Annotated in this window: 15 protein-coding genes; 6 read left to right on the top strand and 9 right to left on the bottom strand. The window is 72.2% G+C overall.

Annotated elements, in window-relative coordinates:
* Positions 1-14: 14 nt before the first annotated feature.
* The 8 genes from ACZ4VK_RS15465 to ACZ4VK_RS15430 are packed head-to-tail and all read right to left on the bottom strand — an operon-like array spanning position 15 to position 6,817.
* The gene (locus ACZ4VK_RS15465) at positions 15-2,000 is read right to left on the bottom strand and encodes an NADH-quinone oxidoreductase subunit 5 family protein (RefSeq protein ID WP_468352455.1); all 1,986 of its coding nucleotides are present in this window, start codon (positions 1,998-2,000) and stop codon (positions 15-17) included.
* Positions 1,997-2,374, bottom strand: coding sequence for an NADH-quinone oxidoreductase subunit NuoK (gene nuoK / locus ACZ4VK_RS15460; RefSeq protein WP_468352453.1), 378 nt, complete (start codon positions 2,372-2,374; stop codon positions 1,997-1,999). The genes ACZ4VK_RS15465 and nuoK overlap by 4 nt, the downstream gene beginning before the upstream one ends.
* Complete coding sequence (locus ACZ4VK_RS15455) at positions 2,374-2,967, bottom strand: NADH-quinone oxidoreductase subunit J family protein (protein WP_468352452.1); 594 nt, start codon at positions 2,965-2,967, stop codon at positions 2,374-2,376. The genes nuoK and ACZ4VK_RS15455 overlap by 1 nt, the downstream gene beginning before the upstream one ends.
* Entirely contained in the window at positions 2,964-3,509 is a 546-nt protein-coding gene (locus tag ACZ4VK_RS15450) for a NuoI/complex I 23 kDa subunit family protein (protein WP_468352449.1), read from the bottom strand. Before ACZ4VK_RS15450 ends, ACZ4VK_RS15455 begins: the two co-directional genes overlap by 4 nt.
* Entirely contained in the window at positions 3,509-4,477 is a 969-nt protein-coding gene (locus tag ACZ4VK_RS15445; RefSeq protein ID WP_365784084.1) for a complex I subunit 1/NuoH family protein, read from the bottom strand. Before ACZ4VK_RS15445 ends, ACZ4VK_RS15450 begins: the two co-directional genes overlap by 1 nt.
* A complete protein-coding gene (locus ACZ4VK_RS15440; protein ID WP_468352447.1) occupies positions 4,474-5,838 on the bottom strand; it encodes an NADH-quinone oxidoreductase subunit C in 1,365 nt (454 codons plus the stop codon). Before ACZ4VK_RS15440 ends, ACZ4VK_RS15445 begins: the two co-directional genes overlap by 4 nt.
* The gene (locus ACZ4VK_RS15435; RefSeq protein WP_468352445.1) at positions 5,835-6,398 is read right to left on the bottom strand and encodes an NADH-quinone oxidoreductase subunit B; all 564 of its coding nucleotides are present in this window, start codon (positions 6,396-6,398) and stop codon (positions 5,835-5,837) included. Before ACZ4VK_RS15435 ends, ACZ4VK_RS15440 begins: the two co-directional genes overlap by 4 nt.
* A complete protein-coding gene (locus ACZ4VK_RS15430; protein ID WP_189800433.1) occupies positions 6,389-6,817 on the bottom strand; it encodes an NADH-quinone oxidoreductase subunit A in 429 nt (142 codons plus the stop codon). Before ACZ4VK_RS15430 ends, ACZ4VK_RS15435 begins: the two co-directional genes overlap by 10 nt.
* Positions 6,818-6,963: 146 nt before the next feature.
* On the opposite strand from ACZ4VK_RS15430, the gene ACZ4VK_RS15425 reads away from it, so the two are divergent.
* From ACZ4VK_RS15425 to ACZ4VK_RS15405, 5 genes are all read left to right on the top strand, one after another.
* Positions 6,964-8,145: a sensor histidine kinase gene (locus ACZ4VK_RS15425; RefSeq protein WP_468352443.1), complete on the top strand. Its 1,182-nt coding sequence runs from the start codon at positions 6,964-6,966 to the stop codon at positions 8,143-8,145.
* Between the two features lie 300 nt (positions 8,146-8,445).
* Positions 8,446-9,732, top strand: a complete 1,287-nt coding sequence (locus ACZ4VK_RS15420) for a sensor histidine kinase (RefSeq protein ID WP_468352440.1) — start codon at positions 8,446-8,448, stop codon at positions 9,730-9,732.
* Between the two features lie 215 nt (positions 9,733-9,947).
* Positions 9,948-10,607, top strand: coding sequence for a LuxR C-terminal-related transcriptional regulator (locus ACZ4VK_RS15415; protein WP_389680934.1), 660 nt, complete (start codon positions 9,948-9,950; stop codon positions 10,605-10,607).
* Between the two features lie 295 nt (positions 10,608-10,902).
* On the top strand, positions 10,903-12,840 hold the full coding sequence (locus ACZ4VK_RS15410; protein WP_468352437.1) for a 2-oxoacid:acceptor oxidoreductase subunit alpha: 1,938 nt from the start codon (positions 10,903-10,905) through the stop codon (positions 12,838-12,840).
* Positions 12,833-13,894 carry a 2-oxoacid:ferredoxin oxidoreductase subunit beta gene (locus ACZ4VK_RS15405; protein ID WP_468352436.1) on the top strand — a complete coding sequence of 354 codons (1,062 nt, stop codon included), beginning with the start codon at positions 12,833-12,835 and terminating at the stop codon, positions 13,892-13,894. Before ACZ4VK_RS15410 ends, ACZ4VK_RS15405 begins: the two co-directional genes overlap by 8 nt.
* Before the next feature lie 66 nt (positions 13,895-13,960).
* Here the strand turns inward: ACZ4VK_RS15405 and ACZ4VK_RS15400 are convergent, their stop codons facing one another.
* Complete coding sequence (locus ACZ4VK_RS15400; protein WP_468352434.1) at positions 13,961-14,377, bottom strand: winged helix-turn-helix transcriptional regulator; 417 nt, start codon at positions 14,375-14,377, stop codon at positions 13,961-13,963.
* A gap of 107 nt (positions 14,378-14,484) precedes the next feature.
* Here ACZ4VK_RS15400 and ACZ4VK_RS15395 point away from each other — a divergent pair, with 107 nt between their 5' ends.
* Positions 14,485-15,351, top strand: a complete 867-nt coding sequence (locus ACZ4VK_RS15395; RefSeq protein WP_468352432.1) for an NmrA family NAD(P)-binding protein — start codon at positions 14,485-14,487, stop codon at positions 15,349-15,351.
* Position 15,352 lies beyond the last annotated feature (1 nt).

The raw sequence follows: 15,352 nt of genomic DNA, 5'->3' as shown, positions 1-15,352 counted from the left end.
ATATCGATCACGGCTCACGCTCCGGCGACGGCGTTGGCGAGGGCGACGGCGGCGATCGCCAGGACGACGGAGCCGGCGAGCAGGGCGCTCAGGTAGGTCTGGACGTTGCCGGTCTGGGCGCGGCGGACGAGCCAGCCGAGACCCTTGGCGGAACCGCTCGCGGCGCGGACGTAGGTGTCGACGACCTCGCGGTCCAGGAAGCGGACCAGGGAGGCGGCGGCGAGGACGGGCCGGACGAACGCCGTCCGGTAGACGGCGTCCAGGTGGAAGCCGTCGGCGGCGGGGCCGTGCAGCGGCCCGAGGAGGGCGCGGCCGGGGTCGGCCGGGTCGCCGGCCGGGTGCGGCAGGTGCAGCGCCTCCGCCTCGACGAGGCCGGCTTCGGCGTCGGGGTGGGCCACGTGCGGGACGGGGGCCGCGACCGGGGTGCGGGCGGCGAGGGTGCGCCAGACCGCGTAGGTGATCGCGGCTCCGGCGACGGCGAGGCCCGTGCCCAGGACGGCCGTGGTGAGCGTCGGGGTGAGGGCGTGCCCGTCGAACCAGTCGTCGACGTACGTGGCGGTGAGCCCGAAGCCGAGGGAGGGGATCGCGAGGACCCACAGGACGCTGGTCATGGCGATCGGCTGGCGGCCGTGGTCCGGGGCTTCGGCGCCCCGGCCGCGGAAGGTCCGCAGCCAGAGGCGGAGCGCGTAGGCGGCGGTGAGCAGGGCGGTCAGGAGCCCGGCGACGAGGACGGTCCAGCCGGCCGCGGCGGGGGCTGCCTGGACGGCCCGGTCCCCGAGCGCGGTGTGCTCGGCGGCCACCAGGACGGCCTCCTTGGAGAAGAAGCCGGCGAAGGGCGGGATCGCGGCGAGCGCGAGAAGGGCGACGGTCATCGTCCAGTAGGCGTCCGGGATGCGCTTCGCGAGGCCGCTCATGCGGGACATCGCGGTCAGCGAGTTCGTACCGGCGGCGTGGATGACCGCGCCGGCGGCGAGGAAGAGCAGCGCCTTGAAGGCGGCGTGCGAGAGGAGGTGGAAGACGGCGGCGCTGCGGTCGCCGACGGCGAGGGCTCCGGCCATGTAGCCGAGCTGGCCGATCGTCGAGTAGGCGAGGACCCGCTTGATGTCGTCCTGGGCGAGCGCGGCGAGCGCCGAGCCGACCATCGTGATCGCGGCCATCACGGCGAGCACGGTCATCGCGGCGGCGGAGGCGGCGAAGACGGGCAGCAGCCGGGCCGTGAAGTAGATGCCGGCGGCGACCATCGTCGCCGCGTGGATGAGCGCGGAGACGGGGGTGGGGCCGGCCATGGCGTCCGGGAGCCAGGTGTGCAGCGGGAACTGTGCCGACTTGCCCGCCACACCGGCGAGCAGCAGCAGCGCGATCAGAGTGGGGTGGTCGATACCGCCGCTCGCGACGGCGCCGAGGACGCCGGTGATCCGGAAGGTGCCGGCGTCGGCGGCGAGCGCGAAGAGACCGATGAGGAAGGGGACGTCACCGAGCTTGGTGACGAGGAAGGCCTTCAGGGAGGCGGCCCGCGCCTCGGGGGTCTCCCAGTAGTGGCCGACGAGGAAGTACGAGCAGATGCCCATGATCTCCCAGCCGACCAGGAGCACCATCAGGTCGCCGGAGTAGACGACGAGCAGCATCGCGGAGGTGAAGAGGGAGACGAGCGCGGCGTACGAGGGGTAGCGCGGGTCCTCGCGGAGGTAGCCGGTCGAGTAGATCTGCACACAGGTGGCGACGACGCCGACGAGGACGGCGACGAGAGCGGCGAAGCCGTCGATGTGAAGGGCCAGGTCGACGGGGACCGAGCCGGTGGGGGTGAGCTGCGTGGCCGCGTCGATCGCCTTCCCACCGCCCTGGCGGGCGGCGACGAGGACGGCGAGGACGGCGGCGGCGAGCGTCGGGAGGACGGCGAGCGGGCGGACGAAGCCGGGCGCGGTGCGGCCGAGCAGGAGTCCGGCGGCGGAACCGAGGAACGGCAGGAGGGGGACGAGGACGGCCAGGGTCGTGGTGGTCACGCGGTGGCCTCGGCCTTCTCGCCGGTGGGCGTGTCGTCGGTGCTGCTCTCGCCGGTGCTCTCGTGCGGGTCCTCCGCCGTGTCGCGGAGGCGGTCGACGTCCGACGTGCCCTTGTTGCGGTGGACCATCAGGACGATCGCGAGACCGATGCCGATCTCCGCGGCGGCGATGGCGATGGTGAAGAGGGTGAGCGCCTGGCCGGCGTGGAGGGTGTCGCGGAGCCAGACGTCGAAGGCGACCAGGTTGAGGTTGACGGCGTTGAGCATCAGCTCGACGGACATCAGGACCAGGATCGCGTTGCGGCGGGCGAGGACGCCGTACACGCCGATGGCGAAGAGGAGGGCGGCGAGGACGGCCGGGTAGACGAGATGCATCAGCGCTGCTCCTCCCGCTTCTTGCGGGAGATGACGATCGCGCCGACGAGGGCGGCCAGGAGGAGGACGGACAGCGCCTCGAAGGGCAGCACCCAGTGCCGGAAGAGGATCTCGCCGGACACCTTCGTCGAGCCCTGCACGGCTCCGTCCAGGTCGATCCAGGTCGTACGGAACGCGTCGACGACGACCCAGACGAGCGCGGCCGCGGCGGCCAGGGCGACCGCGATCGCCACCGGCTTGTTGCGGGAGTCGGCGTCCGGGGAGTGGCCGATGGGGGCCTTGGTGAGCATGAGACCGAACAGGAGGAGGACGACGACGGAACCGACGTAGATCAGGACCTGCACCCAGGCGATGAACTCGGCGGTCAGGAGCAGGTACTCCACGGCGAGGCCGCCGAGCGCCACGACCAGCCAGAGCGCGGCGTGCACCAGCTGGCGCGTGGTGACGGTGACGAGGGCGGCGCCGAGGGTGACGAGGCCGACGAGGAGGAACGCGATCTCGACGCCGGTCGGCGACAGGAAGCCGTGGGTCTGCTGTGCGGTGGCGGCGGCGGTGGCTGCCGCGACTTCGGCGGCTTCGGCTGCGAGGGTCACTGCTGCTCCTCCTGGGCCTCGGCCTGGGCGGCGGCCTTCTCCGCGGACTTGCGGGCGGCCGCGATCTCCTTCGGCTCCTCCGCACGCGGGTCGAGCGCGGGCGGTTCGGGGACCGTCCACATCCACTCGCGGAGCTTGTCGCGCTCGTGGGTGAGCTCGTGGATGTCGGTCTCCGCGTACTCGAACTCGGGCGACCAGAACAGCGCGTCGAACGGGCACACCTCGATGCAGATGCCGCAGTACATGCAGAGGGCGAAGTCGATGGCGAAGCGGTCGAGGACGTTCCGGCTGCGCTCGCGGCCGCCGGGGGCGGCGGCCGGCACCGTCTCCTTGTGGGAGTCGATGTAGATGCACCAGTCGGGGCACTCACGGGCGCAGAGCATGCAGACCGTGCAGTTCTCCTCGAACAGCCCGATGACCCCGCGGGTGCGGGGCGGGAGCTCGGGCTGGACGTCCGGGTACTGCGCGGTGACGGTCTTCTTCGTCATCGTGCGGAGCGTGACGGCGAGGCCCTTGGCGAGGCCGGAACCGGGGATGGGCATTACTGGATCGCCACCTTCACGATGCCGGTGAGCGCGATCTGCGCGAGGGCGAGCGGGACGAGCGTCGTCCAGGCCAGCTTCTGGAGCTGGTCCTCACGCAGCCGCGGGTAGCTCACCCGCAGCCAGATCACGACGAACGCGAGGACGGCGGTCTTGAGCAGGGTCCACACCCAGCCGAGACCGTCCGCGCCGAAGGGGCCGTGCCAGCCGCCGAGGAACAGGACGGTGGTGAGACCGCACAGGACGACGATGCCGGCGTACTCGGCGAGCAGGAACAGGGCGAAGCGGAGACCGGTGTACTCGGTGTACGCGCCGAAGATGATCTCGGAGTCGGCGACGGGCATGTCGAACGGGGGCCGCTGGAGCTCCGCGAGCCCGGCCACGAAGAACACCAGCGCGCCGACGATCTGCCAGGGCAGCCACCACCACTCGAAGGCGTTCAGGATGCCGGGGAGGGAGACGGTGCCGGCGGCCATCGCCACGGAGGCGGCGGCGAGCAGCATCGGCAGCTCGTACGCGAGGAGCTGGGCGGCGGTACGGAGGCCGCCGAGCAGCGAGAACTTGTTGGCGGACGCCCAGCCGGCCATCAGGCTGCCGAGGACGCCGACGCCCATCACGGCGAGCACGAAGAAGATGCCGGCGTCGACGACCTGGCCGACTGCGCCCTCGCTCGGGCCGATCGGGATCGCGACGAGGACGAGGAGGTACGGGAGGAGGGCGACGGCCGGCGCGAGCTGGAAGACCCGCCGGTCGGCGTCCTTGGGGACGACGTCCTCCTTCTGCGCGAACTTCACCCCGTCGGCGACGAGCTGGGCCCAGCCGTGGAACCCGCCGGCGTACATGGGGCCGAGGCGGCCCTGCATGTGGGCCATGACCTTGTGCTCGGTCTGCCCGACGACGAGGGGCAGGACGAGGAAGACGGCGAAGACGACGAGCAGCCGGAGGGCGACGTCGAGTACGTCGTTCACGCGGGATCGCCTCCGGCGGGGGTGGTGGGGTCGACGCGGTCGCCCTGCGGGGCGGTGGGGTCGTGGGGGCGGGGGGCCTCCGGGCGGGTGCGGGGCTCGGTGCCGGGCTCGGGCTCGGGCTCGGTGCTGGGCTCCGGCTCGGGCTCGGTGCTGGGCTCCGGTCCCGTGCCGGGCTCGGGCTCCGTGCCGGGCTCGGGCTCCGTGCCGGGCTCGGGCTCCGTGCCGGGCTCGGGCTCCGTGCCGGGCTCCGGCTCCGTGCCGGGCTCCGGCTCCGTGCCGGGCTCCGGCTCGGCCGGGGGCTTCGGCTTTGCCGGGGGCTCCGGAAGGGGCGGCTCCTCGTCGAAGGCCGGGCTGGCGTGGTGCCAGGGGGCGTCCGAGCTGCGGGTGCGCGGAGCGGCCGGGCCGGCGGACGGCTCCGGGGGCGTCTGGCTCGCCGAGCCCTCCGACGCCGAGCGCGAGCGGCGCGGCGGGCGCGCCGGGGCCGCCGGGGTGTCGGTCCCCGTACCCGGTTCCGACGCCGATGCTCCCGGCTCGGGGGCCACGGCGGGCGTCTGGCTTGCCGAGCCCTCCGACACCGAGCGCGAGCGGCGCGGCGGGCGCGCCGGGGCTTCGGCGGTCGTGCCCGGCTGCGGAGCCGCGGCTCCCGGCTCGGGGGCCGCGGCAGGGGCCTGGCTCGCCGAGCCCTCTCCCACCGAGCGGGTTCGGCGGGCCGGGCGGTCGCCCGTCGCCGCTCGGGCCGGGCGGTCTCCCGTCGCTCGTGCCGGGCGGGACGGGGCCGGGGGGAGCTGGCCCTTGAGGGGGCCCCATTCGTTGGGGTCCGGGACGCCCGGCGGGAGCATCTGGCGGCGCTTCGGGCCGCCGCCGTCGTGGGACTCGCCCGGTTCCTTCGCGCCCGGCCACGCCTTGGCGACCCGGGCCGCGAGGACGAAGTCCTTGCGCAGCGGGTGGCCCTCGAAGTTCTCGGGGAGCAGGAGGGGGACGAGGTGGGGATGGCCGGTGAAGTCCACCCCGAACATCTCGTGCGTCTCGCGTTCGTGCCAGCCCGCGCCCGCGTACACCCCGATCGCCGTGGGCAGGGCGGCGGCGGAGTGCGGGACGGTCGTACGGACGAGGAGGCGGCGCGGGCGGCCCTCCGCGAGGGACACCACGTGCGCGCAGACCCGGAAGCCCGTGCCCGGCTCGTCGACCGCGCTCAGCCAGTCGAAGTACGTGCAGCCGAGCACGTCGCGTGCCGTCGTGAGCGCCTCGATCCAGGACGCCGGCGGGACGTCGACGGTCAGCAGGTCGTACGCCTGCTCCGCCGTCGCCTCCTCGCCGAAGATCTCCGTCACGGAGGCGGGGAGGGAGTCGTAGGCCGTCATGCCGCGCCTCCGGGCGGAGTCACCAGGGGGCTCGTCAGCTGGGAGACCGAGGCGGCGCTCGCGTACCGCTCCGCCAGGCTCTCCCGCGCGATCTTCTCCTGGAGCTTGAGGATGCCCTGGAGCAGCGCCTCGGGGCGGGGCGGGCAGCCGGGGACGTAGACGTCGACCGGGATGATCTGGTCCACGCCCTTGGTGACGGAGTACGAGTCCCAGTACGGGCCTCCGCAGTTCGAGCAGGCGCCGAAGGAGATGACGTACTTCGGTTCCGGCATCTGCTCGTACAGGCGCTTCACGGCCGGCGCCATCTTGTCCGTCACCGTGCCCGAGACGATCATCAGGTCGGCCTGGCGCGGGCCCGGCGCGAACGGGATGACGCCGAGCCGGATGAAGTCGTGGCGGGCCATCGACGCGGCGATGAACTCGATCGCGCAGCAGGCGAGCCCGAAGTTGAAGACCCACAGGCTGTAGCGGCGGCCCCAGTTCAGGACCACCTTCATCGGCTCGGGGGCCAGCCGGGCGAGCGTCCCCAGCTTCGGAGCGGGCAGCGGTGTTACGTCCATGACAGGACGCCCTTCTTGTACGCGTAGAGCAGCCCCACGGCCAGGAAGCCGAGGAAGACGAACATCTCGACCAGGGTCGTGGCGCCGTAGCCGGGCGCGGCGAAGACCGTCGCCCAGGGGAAGAGGAAGATCGAGTCGACGGCGAAGATGACGTAGAGGAAGGCGTACACGTAGTAGCGGACCTGGGTGTGGGCCCAGCCCTCCCCCACGGGGTCGACACCGCACTCGTACGTGAGGAGTTTCTCGGGCGTCGGCACGACGGGCCTGAGCAGCCGGCCCGCGCCGAACGCCACGGCGACGAAGAGCACGCCGACGACGGCGAGCAGGCCGACGACGGAATACGTCTGGAAGTAGTCCGCCGCGTCGGCCGCGACAACGGTGGGTTCCCGCACGTCCGCCCCTCGGTCTCGGTGTCTCATGAGTCACTTCTGTACGGACGCGAGTCTAGGCCCTGCTAAAGGGACCGTAAGCAGTCGCGTACGCGCTGCTGGTGGGGATATCCCCCCTGCCCCTCACCCACCTCCCCCATGGCGTCGCACGGCCCCGGACCGGCAGTCTGGGGAGCATGACCGCTGATCATGACTCCGCCGGCCCCTCCGGCTCCGCCGTCGCCCCGCGTCCGCCGCTGCGCCTCGCCTACGGCAAGGAGACCTGGAAGGAGATCGCTTTCCTCCTCTCCAACCTGTTCACGGCCCTGGCCGGTTTCGTCTACGCGGTCGTCAGCGTCGTCCTCGGCGTCGCCCTCTCGGTCACCGTGATCGGGCTTCCGCTGCTCGCCCTCGGGCTCGGCGGGGCGCGCCTCATCGGCCGCTCGGAGCGGGCACGGGCGCGCGGGCTGCTGGGGGTCGAGGTCGCCGAGCCGTCCCGGCTGCCGCTGCCCGGCGGCTTCTTCGGCTGGCTGTGGACCTCGCTGAAGGACCCGGTGGCGTGGCGGACCCAGCTGTACGGGCTGATCCGGCTGCCCTGGGGGATCGTGACGTTCACGGTCGCCCTGGTCTCGCTGATCGTCCTCTGGCCGGTGCTCCCCTTCCTCTCCCGGGGCCTGACCAACGCCGACCGGGGCATGGTGCGGGGGCTTCTCTCGCCCTCAGACGAGCTGGAGCGGCGGATCGCCGAGCTGGAGTCGGACCGGGGCGTGGTCGTCGACACCGCCGCGGCCGACCTGCGGCGCATCGAACGCGACCTGCACGACGGCGCGCAGGCCCGGCTCGTCGCCCTCGCGATGGGGCTCGGGCTCGCGAAGGAGAAGCTCCTCGACGACCCGGAGGCGGCCGCGACGATGGTCGACGAGGCGCACGGCGAGGTGAAGCTCGCGCTCCAGGAGCTGCGGGACCTCGCCCGGGGCATCCACCCGGCGGTCCTCACCGACCGGGGGCTCAGCGCCGCGCTCTCCTCCGTCTCGGCGCGGTGCACGGTGCCGGTGAAGGTGACGGTGGACCTGGAGGAGCGGCCGGCGGAGGCGATCGAGGGCATCGCGTACTTCACGGTGTCGGAACTGCTCCAGAACGTCTCCAAGCACGCGCGTGCCCGGTCCGCGTCCGTGGAGGTGTGGCGGACGAAGGACCGGCTGCTGCTCCAGGTACGGGACGACGGGACGGGCGGGGCCCGCTTCGACGGCGGCACGGGGCTCGCGGGGCTCGCGGAACGACTGGGGGCGGTGGACGGGCTGCTCGTCCTGGACTCCCCGGAGGGCGGGCCCACGACGGTCACGGCGGAGCTGCCGTGGCGGGCGCGTTCCGCGGGGTGAGGGCGTGCGGCCGGGGGGGTCGGTCCCGGTGAGGCTCGGGGGACGACCTGGGGCGGGTGGCGGTGACGGCCGGGGGCGGTCACCCGTGACGTCCCCGATCGGTCGCTCAGGTCGTCGCGGTTGCCCGTGACGTCCCCGATCGGTCGCTCAGGTCGTCCCGGGCCGGTCGCCCGGGACGTCCTGCGGCGCCGCAGGTAGGGAAAACCCCCGCCCTCAGACGCCCACCCGCCTCATGGTCCCGGCCGGTCCCGGACGGAACCCTGGAACACGTACACAACCCACCCAGCGAAGGACCCCGCGATGGCCTCCCACCGACTCCCCGCCGCGATCCGCGCGCCGTTCGAGGCCCGCACCTGGCGGGCCTTCCTCCACGTACTGATCGGGCTTCCGCTGAGCGTCTGCTGGTTCGCGCTCTCCATCGCCTTCGTGTCGGCCGGCGCCGGACTGCTCATCACCTTCCTCGGCGTGCCGATCCTGGCCGGGGCCCTCGCCATGTGCCGGGGCTTCGGCGCGGTCGAGCGGGCGAGGGCGCGCGCGCTCCTCGACCTCGACGTGCGGGCTCCCGAGCCGGTACGGGGCCGGACCGGCGGGGCCTTCTCCTGGATGGGCGCCATGCTGAAGAGCGGGGCGTCGTGGCGGCACCTGCTGTACGCGGTCCTGCACATGCCGTGGGCGGTGTTCTCGTTCTCGGTGACGGTGGCGTTCTGGTCCTGGGGCTGGGGCCTCTTCCTGTACCCGCTGTGGCAGTGGGTCTTCCCCGCGTACCTGGGACAGGACGGCCTCCAGCTGTACGGCGACGGAACCCACGACCTCTACCTCGACTCGCCCTTCGAGATCGCCGTGACGAGCCTGATCGGGCTCCTGTTCGTGATGGTCGGGCCGTGGCTCCTCCGCGGGTTCGTCGCCGTCGACCGGCTCCTGGTCTCCGGCCTCCTCGGCCCCTCGCGGCTCGCCTCCCGCGTGACCGAGCTGGAGACCGACCGGGGCGTGGTCGTCGACACCGCCGCGGCCGACCTGCGGCGCATCGAACGCGACCTGCACGACGGTGCTCAGGCCCGGCTCGCGGCGCTCGCCATGGACCTGGGGCTCGCCAAGGAGAAGCTCACGGAGGACCCGCAGGCGGCGGCGGTGCTGGTCGGCGAGGCGCACGGCGAGGTGAAGCTCGCGCTCAAGGAGCTGCGGGACCTCGCCCGGGGCATCCACCCGGCGGTCCTCACCGACCGTGGCCTCGACGCGGCGCTCTCCGCGGTCGCCTCCCGGTGCGCGGTCCCGGTGTCGGTGGACGTCGACCTGCCGGCCCGGCCGGTGCCGGCGATCGAGGGAATCGCGTACTTCACGGTCTCCGAGCTGCTGCGGAACGTCACCGAGCACGCGCGGGCGCGGCGGGCCTGGGTGGACGTGTGGCGGACGGAGGACCGTCTGATGCTCCAGGTCCGGGACGACGGGGTGGGCGGGGCGGAGTCGGTGGCGGGGCGGAGTCTCGCGGGCCTCGCGGAGCGGGTGGGGGCGGTGGACGGGGTGCTGGCGGTGGACTCGCCGGGGGGCGGGCCCACGACGGTGACGGTGGAGTTGCCTTGGCGGGGGTGACGTGCCCCTTGAACAGGGCATCGGCCCCGTGAGCGCCGTACCCGCGAGGAGCCTGGGCCCGGGCAGGGGCGCCGTCCGTCGCGCCCGCCCCGCGGCGGCGGCAAGGACGTACGGCCACAACAGGCCGTAGGCCAGTCCCTCAGTGCGATGCTGGACCCCGCATCGGACGACACGGAACATGGGGGCTCTACGGCGTGGGTGGGCAAGAGGGGGCGGTGCGTGTGGTCATCGCCGAGGATTCAGTGCTGCTCCGGGAGGGGCTGACGCGGCTCCTGACCGATCTGGGGCATGAGGTCGTCGCGGGCGTCGGGGACGGGGACGCGCTCGTCGAGACCGTCGCCGGCCTCGCCGGGCAGGGCGCGCTGCCGGACGTGGTGGTGGCGGACGTACGGATGCCGCCGACGCACACGGACGAGGGCGTACGGGCCGCGGTGCGGCTGCGCAAGGAGTATCCGGGCCTCGGGGTACTGGTCCTTTCGCAGTACGTCGAGGAGCAGTACGCCACCGAACTTCTGGCCGGTTCCAGCCGGGGCGTCGGTTATCTGCTGAAGGACCGGGTCGCCGAGGTCCGTGAGTTCGTGGACGCGGTCGTGCGGGTCGCCGGCGGTGGTACGGCGCTGGATCCCGAGGTCGTGCAGCAGCTGCTCGGCCGGAGCCGTCAGCAGGACGTGCTCGCGAACCTGACGCCGCGCGAGCGGGAGGTGCTCGGTCTGATGGCGGAGGGCCGGACGAACTCGGCGATCGCGAAGGCGCTGGTCGTGAGCGACGGCGCGGTGGAGAAGCACATCAGCAACATTTTCCTGAAGCTGGGCCTTTCACCGAGTGACGGCGATCATCGACGGGTACTCGCGGTGTTGACGTATCTGAGATCCTGAGGATCTGACACTCTGTCAGGTGACGGGGGGAGCGGAGGCCGTCCGCCCCCGCCCTGCGGGCCTGGGGCCCGGAGGGGGCGGAATCAGACATTCCGGAACTCTCGTCAGTGACAGAACGTGACGATTCAGGGCAAGAGGGCGTCTCAAAAAGAGGTCCACGATGTGAGAAGTCCCGGGAAGGCCCTCCCTGTCGTCGTAGGGTGGGCCTCGGGACGGACGGTGATCGGCCGACCGCGCCCGAGCCTTCTCCCGCCTCCGGCGGAGAGTCCCCTTGCCGCGAGGGAGGTCCAGTTCAGTGACCAGCCAGGTCAGTAGCGAGGCCGGTGAGGCGCTGCTCGGGGAGCAGCGCACCGCCCCGGCGAAGCCGCACCACGGCACAGAGAAGGAAGTGCGCCGTCTCGACCGGGTGATCATCCGATTCGCGGGTGACTCCGGCGACGGTATGCAGCTGACGGGTGACCGGTTCACCTCGGAGACGGCGTCCTTCGGGAACGACCTCTCCACGCTGCCGAACTTCCCGGCCGAGATCCGGGCACCCGCCGGAACCCTGCCGGGCGTGTCGTCCTTCCAGCTGCACTTCGCCGACCACGACATCCTGACCCCGGGCGACGCCCCGAACGTGCTGGTCGCGATGAACCCCGCCGCCCTCAAGGCCAACCTGGGCGACGTACCGCGAGGTGGCGAGATCATCGTCAACACCGACGAGTTCGCTCCCCGGGCCATGAAGAAGATCGGCTGGGACGTCTCGCCCCTGGAGGACGGTTCGCTCGACGGCTACCGGGTCCACCCGGTGCCGCTGACGACCCTGACCGTGGAGGCCCTGAAGGAGTTCGGTCTCACCCGGAAGGAGGCCGAGCGGAGCAAGAACATGTTCGCGCTCGGGCTGCTCTCCTGGATGTACCACCGGCCGACCGAGGGCACCGAGACCTTCCTGCGGAGCAAGTTCGCGAAGAAGCCGCAGATCGCCGAGGCCAACGTGGCCGCCTTCCGGGCCGGCTGGAACTTCGGCGAGACCACCGAGGACTTCGCCGTCTCCTACGAGATCGCCCCCGCGACCCAGGCCTTCCCCACCGGCACGTACCGGAACATCTCGGGGAACCTGGCCCTGTCGTACGGACTGATCGCCGCGGGCCGGCAGGCGGACCTGCCGCTCTACCTGGGCTCGTACCCCATCACTCCGGCCTCGGACATCCTGCACGAGCTGTCGAAGCACAAGAACTTCGGCGTGCGGACCTTCCAGGCAGAGGACGAGATCGCCGGCATCGGCGCCGCGCTCGGCGCGGCCTTCGGCGGCTCGCTCGCCGTGACCACCACCTCCGGCCCCGGCGTGGCGCTCAAGTCGGAGACGATCGGGCTCGCGGTCTCCCTGGAGCTGCCGCTGCTCGTCGTCGACATCCAGCGCGGCGGCCCGTCCACCGGTCTGCCCACCAAGACCGAGCAGGCGGACCTTCTGCAGGCCATGTACGGCCGCAACGGCGAGGCGCCGGTGCCGGTCGTCGCCCCGCGGACGCCCGCCGACTGCTTCGACGCGGCGATCGAGGCGGCCCGGATCGCCCTCACGTACCGCACGCCCGTCTTCCTCCTCTCCGACGGCTATCTCGCCAACGGCTCCGAGCCCTGGCGCATCCCGGACGTCGAGGAGCTCCCCGACCTGCGGACGCAGTTCGCCACCGGGCCGAACCACACGCTCGACGACGGCACCGAGGTCTTCTGGCCGTACAAGCGCGACCCGGAGACCCTGGCCCGCCCGTGGGCCGTACCGGGCACGCCGGGGCTCGAACACCGGATCGGCGGCATCGAGAAGCAGGACGGCACGGGCAACATCTCGTACGACCCCGCCAACCACGAGTTCATGGTCCGCACCCGGCAGGCCAAGATCGACGGCATCGACGTGCCCGACGTCGAGGTCGACGACCCGGACGGCGCGAGCACCCTGGTGCTCGGCTGGGGCTCCACCTACGGGCCGATCACGGCGGCCGTCCGCCGCATCCGCAGGGCGGGCGGGCACATCGCCCAGGCCCATCTGCGGCACCTCAACCCCTTCCCGAAGAACCTCGGCGAGGTCCTGAAGGGATACGAGAAGGTCGTGATCCCCGAGATGAACCTCGGGCAGCTCGCCACCCTCGTCCGGGCGAAGTACCTCGTCGACGCCCGCAGCCACACCCAGGTCAACGGCATGCCGTTCAAGGCCGAGCAGCTCGCCGCAGCCCTCAAGGAGGCCATCGATGCCTGAGCCCTCGGAGACCCTGCTGAGCCTGGTGCCCAAGGCCGAGGCCAAGCAGTCGATGAAGGACTTCAAGTCCGACCAGGAGGTCCGCTGGTGTCCGGGCTGCGGTGACTACGCGGTCCTCGCCGCCGTGCAGGGCTTCATGCCCGAGCTCGGCCTGGCGAAGGAGAACATCGTCTTCGTCTCCGGCATCGGCTGCTCCTCCCGCTTCCCGTACTACATGAACACCTACGGGATGCACTCCATCCACGGCCGCGCCCCGGCCATCGCCACCGGCCTCGCCACCTCCCGCCGCGACCTGTCCGTCTGGGTCGTCACCGGCGACGGCGACGCGCTGTCCATCGGCGGCAACCACCTCATCCACGCGCTGCGCCGCAACGTCAACCTCAAGATCCTGCTGTTCAACAACCGGATCTACGGCCTGACCAAGGGCCAGTACAGCCCCACGTCCGAGGTCGGCAAGATCACCAAGTCGACGCCGATGGGCTCGCTCGACGCGCCCTTCAACCCGGTGTCGCTCGCGCTCGGCGCGGAGGCCTCCTTCGTGGCCCGTACGGTCGACTCCGACCGCAAGCACCTCACCGAGGTGCTGCGGCAGGCCGCCGACCACAACGGCACGGCACTCGTCGAGATCTACCAGAACTGCAACATCTTCAACGACGGCGCGTTCGAGGTCCTCAAGGACAAGGACCAGGCGAAGGAGGCGGTCATCCGCCTCACGCACGGGCAGCCGATCCGCTTCGGCGCCGAGGACGAGAAGGGCGTGGTCCGCGACCCGGCGACCGGCGACCTCCAGGTCGTCACGGTCACGCCGGAGAACGAGTCGCGGATCCTCGTCCACGACGCCCACGCGGCCACCCCGACCACCGCCTTCGCGCTCTCCCGGCTCGCCGACCCGGACACCCTCCACCAGACGCCCATCGGGGTGTTCCGTTCGGTGGACCGGCCGGTGTACGACACGCTGATGGCCGATCAGCTGGAGACGGCGGTGGAGCGGTACGGCAAGGGCGACCTCGGCCAGCTCCTCGCGGGGAACGACACCTGGACGGTCGTCGGCTGACAGCCGCCGGAGAAGGGCCCGGTCCGCACACCCGCGGACCGGGCCCTTCCCGCGTCGGTCACACCGTCATGGGGACGGATCCGTGGCGCGCCCGCGACGTTCGTCGTCGTATCGCGCGCGGGCCTCCTCCACGGCCCCGACCTGGCGCTCCGTCCAGCGGGCCAGCTCCCAGACCTGGCGGGCGGCCTCCGTGCCCAGGTCGGTGAGGGTGTAATCGACGCGGGGCGGGATGACGGGCTTGGCGTCGCGGTGGACGAAGCCGTCGCGCTCCAGGGTCTGGAGGGTCTGGGCGAGCATCTTCTCGCTGACGCCGCCGATCCGGCGGCGGAGTTCGCTGAAGCGGTACGAGCGCTCCAGGAGGGCCGCGAGGATCAGGACGCCCCAGCGGCTGGTGACGTGTTCGAGGACGAGCCGCGAGGGGCACATGGGTTCGTTCACATCGGCCTTCATGGGCTGCCCCGGCACCGTTCCCCTTACCTCCATGCCAGTACCTTACTTCAAAGTGGGTACTTTCGAAAGGTTAGCGCCCTCCGTATGGTGAGTACCGGTGAGCGGATCGCCCACCGCAGCCCACGGGAAAAGGAAGCACCATGAGCATCGTCGTCACCGGAGCCACCGGAGAGCTCGGCCGTCTCGTCATCGACGCCCTCCTCGCCACCGTCCCCGCCGAGTCCGTCGCCGCCGTCGTCCGGAACAAGGAGAAGGCGGCCGGCCTCGCCGAGCGCGGTGTCGAGCTGCGGATCGCCGACTACAGCCGGCCGGAGACCCTGGCGGGCGCCTTCGAGGCCGGTGACCGGGTGCTCCTGATCTCGGGCAGCGAGGTCGGGCAGCGAGTCGCCCAGCACGCCGCCGTGATCAGCGCGGCGAAGGCGGCGGGCGTGGCCCAGCTCGCGTACACCGGTGTCCTCGGCGGCGACGAGGCCGACTTCGACCTGGCCGCCGAGCACAAGGAGACCGAGCGGCTGATCCTCGCCTCGGACCTGCCGTACACCTTCCTCCGCAACGGCTGGTACTCCGAGAACTACACGGCCAACCTCGCCCCCGTCCTGGCCCACGGCGCCGTCGTCGCCAACGCGGGCGAGGGCAGGGTCGCCTCCGCGAGCCGCGCCGACTACGCCGCGGCGGCGGCCGCGGTCCTGACCGGCCCGGCCGATGAGCACCTGAACAGGGCGTACGAGCTGAGCGGTGACACCGCCTGGTCGCTCGCCGAGTACGCGGCCGCGGTCGCCGCGCAGACCGGCCGGGAGATCGCGTACAGCAACGTCCCCGCCGAGACCCACCTCGCGATCCTCACCGGCGCCGGCGTCCCCGCGCCCTTCGCCGAGATCCTGGTCGACGTCGACCGGGCCGTCGAGCGCGGCGCGCTCGCCCGGCGCAACGGCGACCTGGCCCGGCTCATCGGCCGTCCGACCACCCCGATCGCCGAGTCGATCAGGGCCGCGCTCGCCGCCTCCTGAA

Source organism: Streptomyces sp. NPDC028711, from assembly GCF_055565415.1.
The sequence above is the reverse complement of the archived record's forward strand: the minus strand, read 5'-3'. Positions and strand labels throughout refer to the sequence as shown.

Excerpts from the sequence above, each read along its gene's own strand:
- ACZ4VK_RS15400 (WP_468352434.1), bottom strand. The coding sequence starts at position 14,377 with ATGGAGGTAAGGGGAACGGTGCCGGGGCAGCCCATGAAGGCCGATGTG.
- ACZ4VK_RS15440 (WP_468352447.1), bottom strand. The coding sequence starts at position 5,838 with ATGACGGCCTACGACTCCCTCCCCGCCTCCGTGACGGAGATCTTCGGC.
- ACZ4VK_RS15430 (WP_189800433.1), bottom strand. The coding sequence starts at position 6,817 with ATGAGACACCGAGACCGAGGGGCGGACGTGCGGGAACCCACCGTTGTC.
- ACZ4VK_RS15420 (WP_468352440.1), top strand. The coding sequence starts at position 8,446 with ATGGCCTCCCACCGACTCCCCGCCGCGATCCGCGCGCCGTTCGAGGCC.
- ACZ4VK_RS15435 (WP_468352445.1), bottom strand. The coding sequence starts at position 6,398 with ATGGACGTAACACCGCTGCCCGCTCCGAAGCTGGGGACGCTCGCCCGG.
- ACZ4VK_RS15395 (WP_468352432.1), top strand. The coding sequence starts at position 14,485 with ATGAGCATCGTCGTCACCGGAGCCACCGGAGAGCTCGGCCGTCTCGTC.
- ACZ4VK_RS15425 (WP_468352443.1), top strand. The coding sequence starts at position 6,964 with ATGACCGCTGATCATGACTCCGCCGGCCCCTCCGGCTCCGCCGTCGCC.
- nuoK (WP_468352453.1), bottom strand. The coding sequence starts at position 2,374 with ATGCATCTCGTCTACCCGGCCGTCCTCGCCGCCCTCCTCTTCGCCATC.
- ACZ4VK_RS15450 (WP_468352449.1), bottom strand. The coding sequence starts at position 3,509 with ATGCCCATCCCCGGTTCCGGCCTCGCCAAGGGCCTCGCCGTCACGCTC.
- ACZ4VK_RS15405 (WP_468352436.1), top strand. The coding sequence starts at position 12,833 with ATGCCTGAGCCCTCGGAGACCCTGCTGAGCCTGGTGCCCAAGGCCGAG.